Origin of the sequence: Microbacterium sp. PM5 (assembly GCF_003293595.1) — a bacterium.
In the GTDB taxonomy this organism is placed as follows: Bacteria; Actinomycetota; Actinomycetes; order Actinomycetales; family Microbacteriaceae; genus Microbacterium.
Window position 1 is genome coordinate 2,045,835 of record NZ_CP022162.1, and the last position, 15,348, is coordinate 2,061,182.

Genomic DNA, 15,348 nt, shown 5'->3' on the forward strand with positions numbered 1-15,348 from the left:
GATCGCTCGCACGATCGCTCTCCGGCCGCTACTGACCCACAGGCGTTGTCACCGGCGGCACGACAGCCGGCACGGGCGCAGCGTGTGTCGCGGCATCCGCATACGCACGCGACTGCCGCACGAACAGCATGAGCCACGCGAACAGCAGGCCGGCGATGATGAACTCCGACCCGGTGAGGTTGTAGTAGTCGATCGGCACCCACAGGGCGACGGCGACGACGATGCCGATCACGACGAGCACCGAGAAGACCGCGATGTCGCGGCCGATTCCGGGAACGAGCGTCAGCAGGCATCCGACGAGCACGCCGAAGACGACGACCATTCCGGATGCCGCGCCCACGTGCACCGGAAAGGCGACGGCGTCCGGTACGAACCCGGCGACCATCAGGCACAGACCGATCACCGCGAGCAGCCAGGCGAACAGGCGGGCACGGCGCTGGGCGGTGTCGACGTGCGCGCGCAGACCCACTTCGAGGTCATGGGCGACGAAGTTCGCCAGCGCGGTGATGACCGCGCCGGTCGTGATCAGGGAGAGGTTGAACTGGTAGCCGGCGTATCCCGACTCGTTGCCCAGTTCGGAGAAGTGGAACCGCCACCAATCGCCCTGTGAGGCGCTGACCATGCTCGCGAGCGTGCCGATGAACAGCACCAGGGTGGCCAGGGACGCGACGGCTGTCGAGGTGACCCGCGCGCCCGAGGCCGACGCCACGTAAGTCATCGTGCCGGCGGCGGCGGCAACCAGCGCCGCAGCACCGAACGGGTCGATCGTGAGTCCACGGAACCCCAGCTGGAACAGTTCCGCCACGGCCACGACGACGAGGGCCGCCAGCATCATCATCGCCGCCGACAGCGCGATGAGGTCGGTCACGCGTTTGGCGCGCGGCAGGCTGTCACGCCACGCAAGGTAACCGCGGCGCCGTTCCAGGGCGAAGGAGACCGCGAAGGCCGGACCGGCGGCGATCGCCGCGAGCAGCGCGGCCAGGCTCCCGACCGACTCGCCGCCGCCGAGCGGCATCCGCGCCCCGCCCATGACGACCACGGTGACGGCGGCGGCGACGAGCGCGGCACCCAGCGCCCAGCGCGTCGCGCGGGACTCGACGTTCGGCGAGAAGCGGGGCGTCTCGGATGCCGCGTGGTGCACCCACCGGGCGGGGGACGGGCGCCATCTGCTCACGTACCGAGCTTACTTTCGGCCTGCTCCTGACCGGTCGACTTCGGTCAGGAGCAGCGGGCACGCGGGCGGGTGGACATCACCGCTTCCGCGAGCCGCGCCGCCGACTGCATGCTCGCGGCATGGCTGGTTGGAACCGAGCACCGATCCGCGCCAGAGTCCGGGAGATCTGCATCTTCGAGATCGGACCTCGCGGTGGCAGCTACCCCAAGTCGGCACTGTCCATCATGTCCGCGCCTGGCAATGACAAGCGAAACGACGCGGCGTAGCAACACGCCTTCGTCGTCTTACTCGGTGTTGGCGGCCTCCTTCTGGGCGATGAGGTGGGCGCGGAGAGTCGCTCGTGCGCGGTGGTAGCGACTGCGGGTAGTGCCTTCTTTCAACCCCATGATGCGACCGGCGTCGGCAAGGGTGAAGCCTTCCCAGTGCACGAGCCCGATGATGTCGCGGTCGATCTGGTCCAGCCGTACCAGCGCCTGGCGGAGGTCGAGGTGGTCATCCGTGGTAAAGCCGGGGTGCTCGGTGACGGCGAGCATGCTGCGGAGCCGATCGGCGAGGGCGTGCTTCCTGCCGAGGGTGCGGTAGTGGTGGTAGAGCATTTTGCGGGCGATGCCGAACATCCAGGGCCTGACGTCTTCGTCTCGGGTGGGTAGCGCTCCGGATTTTCTCCAGAGCACGGTGAGCACCTCGGAGAGCAGGTCAGCGGCGTCTTCGGCGGGATCAACTCGTCGGGTGAGGTAGGCGAGGATGTCGGCGGCGTTGTCGTTGACCGCGGCGATGACGCGGTCCCGGTCGCGGGTCATGATGCGGGCGCGCAGGTCATGCCCCACGCGTCCACTGCTCGAGCGTCGGAAGCAGCGTTCTCATCCATCCAGCCGATGCCGGGGAAGGTCTGTTCTGCGAACGCGTGAACGACCGGAACCAGAGCGCCGGAAACCCGTTCTTCCCCGTCAGGGTCGTCGGTGCCGGTGCCGGCCGGGGCGGCGTCGTAGAGGTCTTGTCCGAGGCCGCCCCAGTCGTGGGCGGTGATCGCGGCGTCGAGGGTTGTGGCGTCGCCGGTGGCGGGGTGACGTAGTTCGATCCAGACCCGGCATTGCTCGGTGTGTCCGGTGGGGGTGGTCCAGGTGACAGGGATGGGTTGGGTGTTACGGATGTTCTGGGCGGGCATGCTCACTCGCGCCCAGTGCGACATCGCGACCACCGCAGTACTGGCCCCGGCGGTCAACGCGATCCCTCCCGCCAAGACAACTGGCAGCACCCAGGGCGCGCGCGGCGCCCGGCCTTTCCGCAACCGGGGTGGCATGGTGTTTCGGGCGATGTGTCCAGCCTCGGCTTCGACCGCGGACGGCAGGCGGTCAGCCATCCGGTCCAGTCGGATGTTCAGTTCGTCGTCGGTCATTGGTGCCTCCAGCCTCTCACCGGAGACATGCCCGGAACGGGCCCAACCGTTGCAGACCCGTTCCGGAATCTTTCCGCGGAACGTCGCCGTCCCGCCGCTCGGACTCATACCTAGCTCCTTCGGGATCTCTCGGCCCGGACGAACATCACAGGTGCGCCTTGCCGCAACTGCGCGTCGTCTGACTATGGGGAGTGCTGCCCATAGTCAGGGCGGCGTGGCTGTGACTAGCTTCGGAGAATCGACCCCCGGGAAGCCTCGATCGCAGACCCGCAGGGACGTCGCCTCCTGCCCGCACGTCACGAAAGGCACTCATGAAGCTCTGGTCCACCTCGTCTGCTCGCTCCCTCGCCGCTCTCACAGCCGTGGCCGCCGTTGCGCTCGGTTCCTTCGTCGGGTCGTCCCCCGCGATGGCAGCGGGAACGTGCCGGTCCTACAACTACTCCTACGGGGGCAACGGCAACTGCGTGAGCTACATCCAGACTCTCGCGAACCACAAACTCCCTACCATCGCCGGTTATCGCATCGCCGTGGATGGCCAGTACGGCGCCGCCACCCGCACGGCGATCATCCGTATTCAGCAAAGGTGGGGTCTGGCCGCAGACGGAATCGTCGGCCCCAACACCTGGGCGGCACTGTGCTCAGCAGGAACGGTTTCCAACTACGCCGGCGAGTCCTTCACCGCTGCAGAATGGAACGCCTACCGCGCTGCGGGATGCTGACGCGACTGTCTCGCAATACTCAGACGTCCGAGCGTGGATCGGCTGCCGGAGCAATGCGGCCGTCAGTCGCGAACGACGCGGTAGCGCAGCGACTGAATCCCCCGCGCCCACCGATGCGTCGACACCAGCTCAAGCGTCGTAGGGCCTACTCCGGGCGGGTAGAACGGGGTGCCACCACCGAGGAGGATCGGATACACGACGCTGCGGTACTCGTCGACGAGTCCCGCCGCGGCGAGGGTCGCCGCGAGAGTCGCTCCTCCGACCGCGACCTCTGCGACCGCGTCGTCGTCGCGCAGGCGCGCGATCTCCTCCACGAGATCGCCCTGCAGCAACCTGGTGTTCTGCCCGGGCGCGGCATCCAGCGCCGACGAGACGACGATCTTCGGCAGCGCTTTCCATACCTCGGCGAACTCGCGCTCAAGCGGCTCGAAGGTGGGCTCGACGTCGGGATCCTCCCAGTACCGCATCGTCTCGTAGAGGCGCCGGCCCAAGAAGTGGGCACTGAGACCACGCACCTCCTCGAGGGCGGCACGGAAGATGTGCTCGTCGGGCGCACCCCAGTCGAAGCGCCCCTCGGCATCCGTGATGTAGCCATCCAGGGAATGCGACATCGAGAGGATGATCCGGCCCACGTTCCGCTCCTTCGCGTCGGTGCTGTGCGCTCGACGCTACCCCGGCCGGCGGCCCGGCGACAGCGGGTCGCTCGGCGTCAGCGGGATGCCGCGCTCAGCACGCCCCCGTTCGATGCCCGGGGCACGAGGCGCTCCAGCTGGGTCACGTGGCGCGGCTCGAGCTCGGCGAGGGTCGAGACGCCCAGGAGCTTCATCGTGCGCTCGATCTCGGTGCGGAGGATCTCGATCGTGCGGTCGACGCCCTGGCGTCCGCCGGCCATCAGGCCGTACAGGTAGGCGCGCCCGATCAACGTGAACTTCGCCCCCATCGCCACGGCGGCGACGATGTCGGCGCCGTTCATGATGCCGGTGTCGATCATGACCGTGGCGTCCTTGCCGACCTCGCGCACGACCTCGGGCAGCAGGTGGAACGGGATGGGAGCGCGGTCGAGCTGCCGACCGCCGTGGTTGGAGAGGATGATGCCGTCGACGCCGCGATCGATCAATCGCTTGGAGTCCTCGACGTTCTGCACGCCCTTGACGACGATCTTGCCGGGCCAGAGGCTGCGGATGACGTCGAGGTCGTCGTAGCTGATGGTCGGATCCATCGCCGCGTTCAGCAGTTCGCCGACCGTGCCGCCCGTGGTCGACAGCGACGCGAACTCGAGCTTGGGTGTCGTCAGGAAGTCGATCCACCACCAGGGCCGCGGGATGGCGTTGATGATGGTGCCGACGGTCAGCTGCGGAGGGATCGAGAAGCCGTTGCGCTTGTCGCGCAGGCGCGCCCCTGCGACCGGGGTGTCGACGGTGAACTGCAGGGTGTCGAAGCCCGCCGCCGCCGCGCGCTTCACGAGTCCGTAGGAGATCTCGCGCTCACGCATGACGTACAGCTGGAACCAGTTGCGCCCGTGCGGGTTCGCCGCCTTCACGTCTTCGATCGAGGTCGTACCGAGCGTCGAGAGGGTGAACGGGATGCCGGCGGCGCCGGCGGCGCCGGCGCCGGCCGTCTCGCCTTCGGTCTGCATGAGCCGCGTGAAACCGGTCGGCGCGATGCCGAAGGGCAGCGCCGAGGGGCCGCCGAGGATCTCGGTCGACATGTCGACCTCTGCGGCCGGACGCAGGATGTCGGGATGGAACTCGATGTCCTGGAAGGCCTGGCGGGCGCGGGCGAGCGAAAGCTCCCCCTCCGCCGCACCATCGGTGTAGTCGAACGCGGCTTTCGGGGTGCGCCGCTTGGCGATGACGCGGAGGTCGGCGATCGTGAGCGCAGCGTCCAATCGCCTCTTGCGGGCATCGAGTTCGGGCTTCTTGAACTGCATGAGCTCCAGGAGCTCGCCGGGCTTGGGCAGCTGACGCTTCACGGGTGACATGGCGGGCCTTTCAGAAGATGCGACGATGCACGGCCATTGAGAGGTCTGACCTCTAGCGCACGCTATTCGAGCGGCCCTAGGCTGTCAAGCGGAAGCGAAAGGCGGTGACGGACGATGACGGACCGACCCACCACGCTCCCGACCGGCTCCGCACCGCTCTGGCAGCCGGTGAAGAAGGCACGCGCCCACGAGCTCGTCATCGAAGCCATCGAAGACCGGATTCTCTCTGGAACCCTTCAAGTCGGCGATGCGTTGCCGCCGGAGCGGGAGCTCGCCTCCTGCCTGGAAGTCAGCCGGGCCGGCGTGCGAGAAGCCGTTCGCGTGCTCGAGGCTCAGGGCGTGCTGCGTTCACAGCCCGGGGCGGGCGCCGCTGCGGGGACATTCGTGGCGGCGCTGCCCCGCGATGCACTCACCCGCTTCCTGCGTCTGCATGTCGCACTGTCGAACTTCACGATTCAGGACGTGACCGACGCGCGTGTGGTGCTCGAGCGCGCCAGCGCGGCATCCGCTGCGCGCCACCTCGACGACATAGCGCGATCGCAGATGGTCGACGCGCTCGACCGCATGGATCAGCCGCATTCCTCGCGCGACTCGTTCAATGAGGCCGACACGCAGTTTCACCTCGCGATCGCCGAAGCCTCGGGCAGCGCGTTGTCCGCGGCGCTGACCGCCGCGATCCGCAGTGCGATGAAGGTGCCGATCCTGCGCGCCGCCGAACGCACCGAAGAATGGCCCGAAGAATCGGATCGCCTCCGGCGGGAACACCGCGCGATCTTCGCGGCCATCGACGGCGGAGATCCCGATCGCGCGGCCGACCTCGCCGAAGCACACATCCGGCGCGCGGCATCCGTGCTGTTCGGGTTGCCCGCCGCACCCGCGCAATAGATCAGCCGACGACGGCATCCGCCGCGTGCGCGGTGCGGATGCCGCGATCCGGCCGCACCCCAACGGCGATGAGCCAGACGGCGAACCAGATCTCGAAGCCGAAGACGGGCACCGCCGCGATCGCTGCGACGACGCCGTTCAGAGGGATGGCTCCGGCCAGTTGCAGCCCGTTGCTGACGAGCACGACCACGCCGCCCGCCATCCCCAGCGCGGCGAGCGCGCGGGGTACGGCTCGCGCATCCCACAGCAGCCAGCCGAGGATCACCGTGTTGACGCTGATGACGAGGCCCTGTCCGAGCAGGAAGGCGGCGGTGTGCATGGCCGCGGATGCGCCGTCGACCGTCGTGCCGGCCAGCGCCGCTGCGAGCATAGGGAGCGCGCCGGCGACGATGACGGCCGCTTCGAGGGTACGCAGCAAGGCGAAGCTCGCCGCTCGGGCAGGACCGTGCGCCTGCAGCAGCACCCAGAGCAGTACGCCGGTGCCGAGGCAGCCGAGTGCGAGCACGAACTCCAGGGCGACACCGGCGCGGACGACACCTCCGCCGTAGGCGATCACGGCGGTGACCGACGTGACGTGCGTGACGAGATAGAGGATGCCGGCGAGTTGCGACTGACGGCGGACGAGCTGAGACACGGTGTTCCTTCCACGTTCGGTATACGGCGTAAACCAGTTCGCACACACACTAGGTGTACGGTGTATACGTGTCAACCGTGCGTCCACACCTCGACCTGGAGCGCATCATCGACGCCGCGATCGCCATCGCCGACGAGAGCGGCCTCGACGCGGCGAGCATGCGTGCGGTCGCAGAGCGCCTGGGCGTGACACCGATGGCGCTGTACAAGCACCTGGCCGATCGTGCCGCCCTGGTAGATGCGATGCTCGACCGCGTCCTTGCCGACGTCGCTCGCCCCGCGCCCACCGCCTCGTGGGACGACGCCGTGCGCTCGCGGATCATGGCAACGCGCGCAGCCCTGTCGTCGCACGCCTGGACCCGACAGGCGATCGAGACGCGCGAGCACGCCACGCCTCGCGTTCTCGCGCACATGGACGCACTCATGGCCGACATGTTCGCGGGTGGGCTGTCAGCCGATCTCGTGCATCACGCGATGCACGCATTGAGCACCCGCATGTGGGGCTTCACCCGCGACGTGCTGCCCACACCGGTGCCCCCCGACGATCCCCGGGAGCGCGCCGCCGCGATGGCCGCGTTCGCGACGACCTACCCGGCGATCATCCGCATGGCCACGACCGCGCCGCACGCCGGGCAGGCCTGCGACGACGACGCGGAGTTCGCCTTCGCCCTCGACCTGCTGCTCGACGGCATCCAACGTCGACACGAGCAGTCGTGGACGTCGACCGAAGCCGGTGACGCACCCCGCCGGTAACGTGGAGGGAATGCCGCACCCTCCCCTCGTCACACTGCGCGCTCGCACCGCCGCCGATGTCGACGCCCTGTACCGCGTCGCCGCCGACCTGGACACGTGGGAGGAGCGCACGCCGTCGCGCCCGTCGCCGCTGACGAGGTCGGCTTTCGAGAAGCGGCTCACCGATGCCACGAACGGCTCGAGTACGCGCAGCATCGAGTTCGTGATCGACGTCGACGGCGCCGCAGTCGGCAGCGTGAGCCTGTTCGGCTTCGACGACCTCGCCCACCACGCCGAGATCGGCATCGCCGTGCTCGCCGAACATCGCGGGCGCGGCATCGGATCCGCGGCCCTCGCCCAGATGGTGGAGTTCGCGTTCGTGCGCTGCAACCTGCGCCGGGTGCACCTGCAGGCGATCAGCTCGAACACGGGCGCGATCCGCGTCTACGAGAAGGCGGGTTTCGTCAGGGAAGGCCGCTTGCGCGAGCATGCGTGGGTGCGCGGCGCCTACGAGGACATGGTGGTTCTCGGGCTGTTGCGCGCGGAGTGGGAGCGCAAGGACGGCTGACGTCGCGCCCCGCTACTGAGCGGATGCCGGCGGCACGACGGTGCCCTGATGGAAGCGCAGGCGCGGTGCGGTGCCGCCGACGTCCCACAGCGATGAGTGTCGGCTGATCCGCGAGGGCGTCGTGAGCCGATAGGTGACCAGCACCAGCTCGGGCGAGAGCTGACGGAACTGCCACTCATCGGTCTGGGGCGTGGCGCGCGAGTCCGCGCTCTCCTCGGCGAGCGCACCGACGATCTGTTCCCGCGTCCAGAGGGTGCCGGAGCGGCCGATCTCGACGAAAGCGGGGTGCAGCAGCTCGTCGACCCGCGCGGTGTCGCGGCGCACGTCGGCGGTGAGCAGGGCCGTCTCGGCATCCTTCACCGCCGCCCATTGCCGTACGCCGGCGTGACGCACCAGCCGGACGATGTGGATGGGATGGTCGGCCAAGAGCTGGTCGCGCTCGATCCCGTCGCGGACGAAGCCGTTGCGCAGATAGAACGCTTCGGCGCGGGGGTTGTCGTCCATCATCCAGAGGTAGGCGTCGCCGGCACCGATCGCCGCGTCCAGCAGCAGCTGCCCCGCACCGGTACCGTGGTGCGCCGCCAGGACGTAGATGCCCTCCAGCTCCCGCGACGTCGGCCGATCGTCGTCGCGCCCGTCACCGGCCGTCGCCCAGCCGACGATCCGCCCGTCGACCTCGGCGACGAAGACGTCGGTGACGTCGTCTTCGATGATCGACGCCCACCGCTCGATGCGCGGCTCGACCCGCAAACCGGCGAGGACCGTCGCCGGAAGCTGACGGACATAGGCCTCGCGCCAAGCCTGGACGTGAACCTCGGCGACGCCCCGGGCGTCGTCGACGGATGCCGGGCGCACGCGGACGGCGGACGGGGCAACGGGTGCGCTCATGTGCTCATGTTCGCAGGCCGCATCGAGAGAAATTCGCACGAATCGCGTGATGAAACCCGCTTCGAGTCATCTCATCAGTGCGGTGGTGATGGTATCCCGCCGTGTTCGGGCCTCGATGAGCTGGGGGGCTCGTCACCCGCAGACGCCGCCTTCCCCAGAGGCCCGTGCTGCGGGGCGGGGCGGCGCACAGCGTCGCCCCGCGGCCCGAACTCACCCGGGGGTGCCGGCGGCATCGCTCTGCGCCGCCCGCGCGACCACGCGCACGCCCGCCACGCGGCGGCGGTCCATCGCGACCACGTGGATCGCGGCATCGGGCAACTCGACGGTGTCACCGACGACGGCGAGTCGTCCGAGCTGTTCGATGACGAAACCGGCGATGGTGTCCGATGACCCCGGCGGCAGCTGAACGCCGGTGGCCTCCTCGAAGTCCGCCCGGTTGAGGCGCCCGTCGAAGACGCCCGCATGCGCGTCGGCGACGGTGTCGTACTCGTCGAAGATCTCGCCGACGACCTCCTCGACGAGGTCTTCGAGGGTCACGATGCCGTCGGTGCCGCCGTACTCGTCGATGACGACGGCGATGTGATCGCCGTCGGCGCGCATGCGTGTGAGGGTGGCCAGCACCCCGGCCGTCGCGGGGAGGTACGGGATCGGGCGCACGACCCGACTGACCGGGGCCTCGGCATCCCGCGATGCGATGTCGAAGAGGTCGCGCACGTGGACGAAGCCCGAGATGTCGTCGATGGACTGATCGACGACCGGATAGCGCGAGTGCGGCAGCTCGCGCACCTGGGCGACCGCCTCGGCGACGGTCGCGGTGGCGTCGAGGACGACGACGTCGGGACGCGGGCGCATGACCTCGCTGATCTGCCGCCCGCGCAGCGAGAGCACGTCGTCGAGCATGCGCCGTTGATCGTCGGGCAGACCCTGGTGGGTTGCGACGATGTCGCGGATCTCGTCCTCGCTGAGCTCGTCCGCCGTCTTGTGCGGGTCGCCACCGAGCAGGCGCACCAGCGCGTTGGTCGACACCGACAGCAGCCAGATCACCGGCCGCATCACGACGGCGAACCCGTCGAGCACGGGAGCGACGGCGTAGGCGAACTGCGCATTGCGCTGAATGGCGAGGCGTTTGGGCACGAGCTCGCCCAGCACGAGCGACAGGTACGCGATCACCAGCGTCAACGCGACGGTCGCCAGTGTCATCGCCAGCTGAGGTGCGGCGCCCACCCGCTCGATCAGGGGCGCCACGGCCGGGGCGATCGAGGTCGCGCCGTAGGCCGCCGAGGCGAAGCCGGCCACGGTCACCCCGATCTGCACCGCGGAGAGGAACGTGTTCGGGTTGCGGGCGAGGCCGGCGACCTTCTGCCCGCGCGCACCACGCGCCGCGATCGCGTTGATCTGGCTCTCGCGCAGGGTCACGAGGGCCATCTCGGTGGCGGCGAAGACGCCGCCGACGAGCACGAAGACGAAGACGAGAGCGATGTTCCAGGCGAGATCGCCCATCAGCGGGCGTCCTCACGCGCGGCGGGCAGGGCCTCGCCTCGGGCATCCTTCCGTGTCTTCAGCAGGCTCGCGATCGTGGCGACGGCGACGGTGGCAGCGATGAACAGCAGCGACAGCCAGATCGGGATCTCCGGGATGAACGTCACGTGCTCGCCGCCGTTGATGAACGGGAGCTCGTTCTTGTGGAGCGCGTGGATGAGCAGCTTCACGCCGATGAACGCGAGGATCACCGCGAGACCCTGGGCGAGGTACACCAGGCGCTCCAGCAGACCGCCAATGAGGAAGTAGAGCTGCCGAAGGCCCATCAGCGCGAAGGCGTTCGCGGTGAAGACGAGGTACGCCTCCTGCGTGAGCCCGTAGATCGCGGGGATCGAGTCGACCGCGAAGACGAGGTCGATGAACCCGATCGCGACGATGACGAGCAGCATGGGGGTGACGAACCGGCGGCCGTCCTTCTTCACCGTGAGCCGGTCGCCGTCGTACTCGTCGCTGACCGGGAGCACACGACGTACGAGGCGCATGAAGCGGCCGTCGGCGGGGTTGGACTCACCGTGCGCGAAGGCCTGCCGATACGCGAGGAACAGCAGCAGCGCGCCGAAGAGGTAGAACACCCACGAGAAGTTCTCGATCAGCGCCGCCCCGACGGCGATGAAGGCGCCGCGCATGATGAGGGCGATGACGATGCCGATCATCAGAACTTTCTGCTGGTACATCTTCGGCACTGCGAACCCGGTCATGACGATGAGGAACACGAACAGGTTGTCGATCGACAGCGCCTTCTCGGTGAGATACCCGGCGAAGTACTCGCCGCCGTAGCCCCACCCCGAGAACACGCCCACGCCCACGCCGAACAGCAGCGCGAGGCCGATGTAGAAGGCCGACCAGCGCGCGGACTCGCCGACGGTCGGCTCGTGGGGCTTGCGCACGTGCGCGAAGAACTCCCACACGAAGAAGGCGATCGTGACGGCGATCGTGATGATCCACACGAGCGGGGTGATGTTCACAGGGGTCTCCCGAAGAATGGCGTGACGTGGTCGACGCCAGAGTCTCCCCCATCCCCTGCGGGACCGGTCGGCCCGGGCCGCGATGCGACCGTAATGACGGACCGTCCGTATCGGAGTACTCCCCCTGGACTGCTGTCACAGTAGGGGAACAAAGTGACGTGAAGCTGAGAAGACGCCGGATGCCGCGGCATCCGACCGGCGCCGGCGATCAGGATGCCGTGCGGATGCGCACCTCGCGCTCCATCCGCTTCTCGTGGCGGGCGCGTCCCTTGACCGCCTCGGCCTCGCGGTTCTTCGGCGGTGCGGTCGTCACGAGCGCGTCGAGGAGGCGCCGCGTGGCGGCGGCGATCTCGTCGATGGCCGCGTCGAACGCCTCGGCGTTGGCGCGCGAGGGATGCGTCGAGCCGCTCACTTTGCGCACGAACTGGAGGGCCGCTTCGCGGACCTCGTCATCGGTGGTGGGCGGTTCGAAGTTGTGGAGCACCCGGATGTTTCGGCACATGCGGCGAGCGTAGACCGCGGTGCGCCGCAGCGACAGAGGTGCCGCTACGGCGCGGGTGACCCGGTCAGCCCTGCGCCGCCGAGCCGTAGGCGCCGGCGCGGATCTCCTGGAGCAGAGACGGGCGGGTGGGCGTCCAGCCGAGGGAGCGCGCCTTCTCGCCGCGTCCCTGCTGGTCGAGCATGAGCGCATCGGCGAAGGGGGCACCCAGGCGTGCGCGTGAGGCCTCGACACCCTCCGCAGCGACCGGACCGTCGGCGAGCGCTTCGCCGAGTTCGGTGACCGTCGCGTTGTGGCCGCTGAGGCCCAGCACGCGTCCGACGGGCTCGGAGCGCTCGATCACCCGCACGTACAGCTCGGCGAGGTCGTCGACGTGCACGGTCGCCCAGTGCTGGGTGCCGTCGCCGATCACGGTGAGGCGGCCCTCGCCGTCACGCGGGGCGGAGCCCAGCATGGCTGGGATGCCGGCGCCGTGGCCGTGCACGATGCCGGGCTCGACGATCGTGAGGGCGAGATCCGCCGCGGCGAGCCGGGACTCCACCTCCTCCCGCCAGGCGACGATCGCGGGCGGGTGGAACGGGGTCTGCTCGGTGAGGTCGTCGGACGGGCCGTGGATCCAGAGACCGCCCGTGTGGATGTAGGGCTTGCCGGTGCCGCCGAACGCGGCGATGACGGCATCGGCGACGGCGCTGTCGAACTGGGGGGCCGTGCCGTCACCCGGTGCGGCGGTGTGGATCGCAGCATCCACGCCCTCCAGCAGCGGAGTGAACCAGTCGGCGTCGGTGACGTCGCCGACGACCGCAGTCGCTCCGGCCGCCGTGGCCTTCTGCGCGGCGTCTGCGCTGCGCACCGGCGCAACGACGTCGTGACCATGAGCGCGCAGAACGTCGAGGACGGACGAGCCGATGTAGCCGGTGGCACCGGTGAGGAGGATCTTCATTCCGTCATCGTAGGCACGGCGGCGGGAAGCGAGGGTCGGATTCGGCGCGCTCGTCAACCCCGAGATCGGATGCCGCGGCATCCCTAAGCTGGCGGCATGCGACGGTGCGGCGGGGACCCCGGACGCGTCCGACGACGAGAGGCGGAGCGGCGATGCATGACGTCGTGGTGATCGGAGCAGGCCTCGTGGGGCTGCGGTGCGCGGTGGTGCTGGCCGAGCGCGGACTCGAGGTCATCGTGCTCGACGCGGGAGACGAGGTCGGCGGACGTCAGCGCACCGACCTCGTCGACGGGTTCCGACTCGATCGTGGCTTTCAGGTGCTCAACCCGGCGTATCCGGCGCTGCGTCGCAGCATCGATCTCGACGCTCTGGCGCTGCGGTCGTTTCCCGTGGGCGTGCAGGTGCGCACCGATCGCGGCCTCGCTGAGCTGCGGCATCCGCTGCGCTCACCGCTGTCGATCCCCCGAACGATCGGCAGCGGCCTGGTGAGCATCGCGGATGCCGTGGCGTTCGCACGCTGGCTGACGCCGGCGTTCATGCGGCGGCTGTCGGCACGGGCGCGAAGCGATCGCGCGCTGCGCGAGGGGTGGGATGCCGCGAGCCTGCGCGGCCCGCTGCGCACCGCCGTGCTCGAGCCGTTCCTCGCCGGTGTCGTCGCCGAAGACGGTGGGGGCAGCTCGAACGCGTTCGTACAGGAGTTGGTGCGGTACTTCGCGCTGGGGCGGCCGGGGCTTCCCGCGCAGGGGATCGCGGCGGGGCCGGCGCAACTGGCGGCGCGGGCGCGTGCTGCGGGCGCGGAGATCCGGCTCGGGGCGCGAGCGGAGCGCATCGACAGGGACGGCCCGATCGTCGAGGTCGGCGTCGCGGGTGGCGAGGCCCTCCGCGCCGGGCGGGTCGTGGTGGCCGTCGGCGCGGAGTCGGTGGCGGAGCTGGCGCCGGTGCCGCGACCCGCGACCAACGGGCTGCAGACATGGTGGTTCGCGGCGACGGCAGCACCCTCGGCATCCGCGCTGCTGCGCGTCGACGGACGCGACGCCGCCCGCCGCGGGCCGGTCGTGAACACGGCGGTCGTGTCGCACACCGTGCCGTCGTATGCGCCCGTCGGGCGTCATCTCATCGAGGCGACGTGCCTGCTGCCGCGGGGTGGCGCGGCAGCAGGCGAGGGCGAGGTGCGCCGGCACCTCTCCGAGCTGTGGGATGCCGGGGTGACGGACTGGCAGCTGCTGCGTCGCGACGACATCCCGGATGCGCTGCCCGCCCAGCCGGCACCGGTGCGTGCGCCTCGCCCGCCGCGCGTCGACGACCGGATGTACCTCGCCGGCGACCACCGACATGCGGCGTCGATCCAGGGCGCTCTCGCCTCCGGCGAGCGCGCTGCTCGCGCGGTGCTCGTGGACGCGGGCGTGTGATGGGCGAGGCGGAGCCGCTGCGGTCAGTGGGCCTGCTCGTGCTGCAGGTGATCGTCTCGTCCATCGCGTACGTCATGGTCGTGATGCAGACCTTCAGCATCGACGGCTGCGGCGACCGGTGCGACTTCACCCTCGTGACCGTGGCGTCTCGCGGCGCGCTGGTCGTGTCTGTCGTCGCGGCGCTGGTGAGCGCGGTGATCGTGGTGGCGCGCGGCTTCCGCCCGAGCTGGTGGGCGCCGGTCGGCGGGATGGCGCTGGTGGTCGTGACCACAGTCGTCGCGATGTACGCGATTCGCGTCGCGACGCAGTGACGGCCGGGGCCAGAGGCGCCCTGCCGAGCATCGCCTGGTGGTACTGGATGATGCGCGAATCGGGATCGAACTAGCCTCGTTCGGAGGCGTGCTGGCGCGGAGGGAAGTGGCCTGTGGGACACTCGCCCTCATGACGACTCAGCACGCCACCGGCACGTCCGGCGGTCGCATCGCCGATGTGATCGTCTCCGTCACCCTGATGCTCGTGGGCATCGTCGGGTTCGCCGTGCTCGCATTCGCGTCACTGTTCCTGGTGATGGCGGCGGACTCCTGCACCAACGGCACCTGCAATACGGCCCTTCTGTCCGTCGCGTGGATGATCGCGATGGGTGGACCTCCCCTCGTCTTCGGCGCCGCAATCGTGTGGACGATCATCCGCCTCTCCCGCCGGAAGACCTCCTGGTGGATGCCGCTTGCCGGCGCCGCCGCCGGCATCCTCGTCTGGGTCATCGCCGTGAGCATCATGCAGACCAGCGTCGGACGCTGATGCCCCATGAAGGGTGCGATCCAGTCTCTCGGTGAGACGATCGCCGTCGCCGAACGCGCCGCCATCGACCCAGCCCCGTCGTCGAACTGCTCACGAGCACATTGTTTCCCGGGCCGGTGTACTCCGCCTACGGAGACCTCATCGCCGAGCGTCGCTATCGGCCCGCGGGATTCACCACGATCCTCGGACGCAAGGATCTGCACCTCGCTCTGGACGCGGCCG

The 15,348-nt window shown here is 69.5% G+C and carries 18 protein-coding genes; 7 read left to right on the forward strand and 11 right to left on the reverse strand.

Annotated elements, in window-relative coordinates:
* Positions 1–28: 28 nt before the first annotated feature.
* The 3 genes from CEP17_RS09900 to CEP17_RS09915 all read right to left on the reverse strand — a co-directional run bounded on the left by CEP17_RS09900 (position 29) and on the right by CEP17_RS09915 (position 2,570).
* Entirely contained in the window at positions 29–1,174 is a 1,146-nt protein-coding gene (locus tag CEP17_RS09900) for a DUF998 domain-containing protein (RefSeq protein ID WP_112932119.1), read from the reverse strand.
* A gap of 284 nt (positions 1,175–1,458) precedes the next feature.
* Positions 1,459–2,001: an RNA polymerase sigma factor gene (locus tag CEP17_RS09910; protein ID WP_112932121.1), complete on the reverse strand. Its 543-nt coding sequence runs from the start codon at positions 1,999–2,001 to the stop codon at positions 1,459–1,461.
* Positions 1,971–2,570, reverse strand: a complete 600-nt coding sequence (locus CEP17_RS09915) for a hypothetical protein (RefSeq protein ID WP_112932122.1) — start codon at positions 2,568–2,570, stop codon at positions 1,971–1,973. The genes CEP17_RS09910 and CEP17_RS09915 overlap by 31 nt, the downstream gene beginning before the upstream one ends.
* 311 nt (positions 2,571–2,881) lie before the next feature.
* On the opposite strand from CEP17_RS09915, the gene CEP17_RS09920 reads away from it, so the two are divergent.
* Positions 2,882–3,289 (forward strand): peptidoglycan-binding protein, encoded by a 408-nt coding sequence (locus tag CEP17_RS09920; RefSeq protein ID WP_204359824.1) that lies wholly within the window; start codon positions 2,882–2,884, stop codon positions 3,287–3,289.
* A gap of 62 nt (positions 3,290–3,351) precedes the next feature.
* Here the strand turns inward: CEP17_RS09920 and CEP17_RS09925 are convergent, their stop codons facing one another.
* Complete coding sequence (locus CEP17_RS09925; protein WP_239498496.1) at positions 3,352–3,900, reverse strand: dihydrofolate reductase family protein; 549 nt, start codon at positions 3,898–3,900, stop codon at positions 3,352–3,354.
* 98 nt (positions 3,901–3,998) lie between these two features.
* Positions 3,999–5,270, reverse strand: coding sequence for an alpha-hydroxy acid oxidase (locus tag CEP17_RS09930; protein WP_112932124.1), 1,272 nt, complete (start codon positions 5,268–5,270; stop codon positions 3,999–4,001).
* Between the two features lie 114 nt (positions 5,271–5,384).
* Here CEP17_RS09930 and CEP17_RS09935 point away from each other — a divergent pair, with 114 nt between their 5' ends.
* Positions 5,385–6,155, forward strand: a complete 771-nt coding sequence (locus CEP17_RS09935) for an FCD domain-containing protein (RefSeq protein WP_112932125.1) — start codon at positions 5,385–5,387, stop codon at positions 6,153–6,155.
* A gap of 1 nt (position 6,156) precedes the next feature.
* On the opposite strand, the gene CEP17_RS09940 is transcribed toward CEP17_RS09935, so the two are convergent.
* Positions 6,157–6,789 (reverse strand): DUF4386 domain-containing protein, encoded by a 633-nt coding sequence (locus CEP17_RS09940; RefSeq protein WP_112932126.1) that lies wholly within the window; start codon positions 6,787–6,789, stop codon positions 6,157–6,159.
* Between the two features lie 68 nt (positions 6,790–6,857).
* On the opposite strand from CEP17_RS09940, the gene CEP17_RS09945 reads away from it, so the two are divergent.
* Both CEP17_RS09945 and CEP17_RS09950 read left to right on the forward strand, forming a co-directional pair.
* Positions 6,858–7,541, forward strand: coding sequence for a TetR/AcrR family transcriptional regulator C-terminal domain-containing protein (locus tag CEP17_RS09945; protein WP_239498497.1), 684 nt, complete (start codon positions 6,858–6,860; stop codon positions 7,539–7,541).
* A gap of 10 nt (positions 7,542–7,551) precedes the next feature.
* Complete coding sequence (locus CEP17_RS09950; RefSeq protein ID WP_112932128.1) at positions 7,552–8,088, forward strand: GNAT family protein; 537 nt, start codon at positions 7,552–7,554, stop codon at positions 8,086–8,088.
* Positions 8,089–8,100: 12 nt separating this feature from the next.
* Here the strand turns inward: CEP17_RS09950 and CEP17_RS09955 are convergent, their stop codons facing one another.
* The 5 genes from CEP17_RS09955 to CEP17_RS09975 form a co-directional block, all read right to left on the reverse strand.
* Positions 8,101–8,976 (reverse strand): GNAT family N-acetyltransferase, encoded by an 876-nt coding sequence (locus CEP17_RS09955; RefSeq protein ID WP_112932129.1) that lies wholly within the window; start codon positions 8,974–8,976, stop codon positions 8,101–8,103.
* A 210-nt stretch (positions 8,977–9,186) separates the two neighbouring features.
* Entirely contained in the window at positions 9,187–10,476 is a 1,290-nt protein-coding gene (locus CEP17_RS09960; protein WP_112932130.1) for a hemolysin family protein, read from the reverse strand.
* Positions 10,476–11,480, reverse strand: a complete 1,005-nt coding sequence (locus CEP17_RS09965) for a TerC family protein (RefSeq protein WP_112932131.1) — start codon at positions 11,478–11,480, stop codon at positions 10,476–10,478. The genes CEP17_RS09960 and CEP17_RS09965 overlap by 1 nt, the downstream gene beginning before the upstream one ends.
* Before the next feature lie 208 nt (positions 11,481–11,688).
* A complete protein-coding gene (locus tag CEP17_RS09970) occupies positions 11,689–11,982 on the reverse strand; it encodes a DUF2277 domain-containing protein (RefSeq protein ID WP_036291017.1) in 294 nt (97 codons plus the stop codon).
* Between the two features lie 64 nt (positions 11,983–12,046).
* Complete coding sequence (locus CEP17_RS09975; protein ID WP_112932132.1) at positions 12,047–12,919, reverse strand: NAD-dependent epimerase/dehydratase family protein; 873 nt, start codon at positions 12,917–12,919, stop codon at positions 12,047–12,049.
* Positions 12,920–13,071: 152 nt separating this feature from the next.
* On the opposite strand from CEP17_RS09975, the gene CEP17_RS09980 reads away from it, so the two are divergent.
* The 3 genes from CEP17_RS09980 to CEP17_RS09990 all read left to right on the forward strand — a co-directional run bounded on the left by CEP17_RS09980 (position 13,072) and on the right by CEP17_RS09990 (position 15,126).
* A complete protein-coding gene (locus CEP17_RS09980) occupies positions 13,072–14,328 on the forward strand; it encodes an FAD-dependent oxidoreductase (RefSeq protein ID WP_112932133.1) in 1,257 nt (418 codons plus the stop codon).
* Positions 14,328–14,639: a hypothetical protein gene (locus CEP17_RS09985; RefSeq protein ID WP_112932134.1), complete on the forward strand. Its 312-nt coding sequence runs from the start codon at positions 14,328–14,330 to the stop codon at positions 14,637–14,639. The genes CEP17_RS09980 and CEP17_RS09985 overlap by 1 nt, the downstream gene beginning before the upstream one ends.
* A 130-nt stretch (positions 14,640–14,769) precedes the next feature.
* Positions 14,770–15,126, forward strand: a complete 357-nt coding sequence (locus CEP17_RS09990) for a DUF6264 family protein (RefSeq protein ID WP_112932135.1) — start codon at positions 14,770–14,772, stop codon at positions 15,124–15,126.
* Positions 15,127–15,348: the final 222 nt, after the last annotated feature.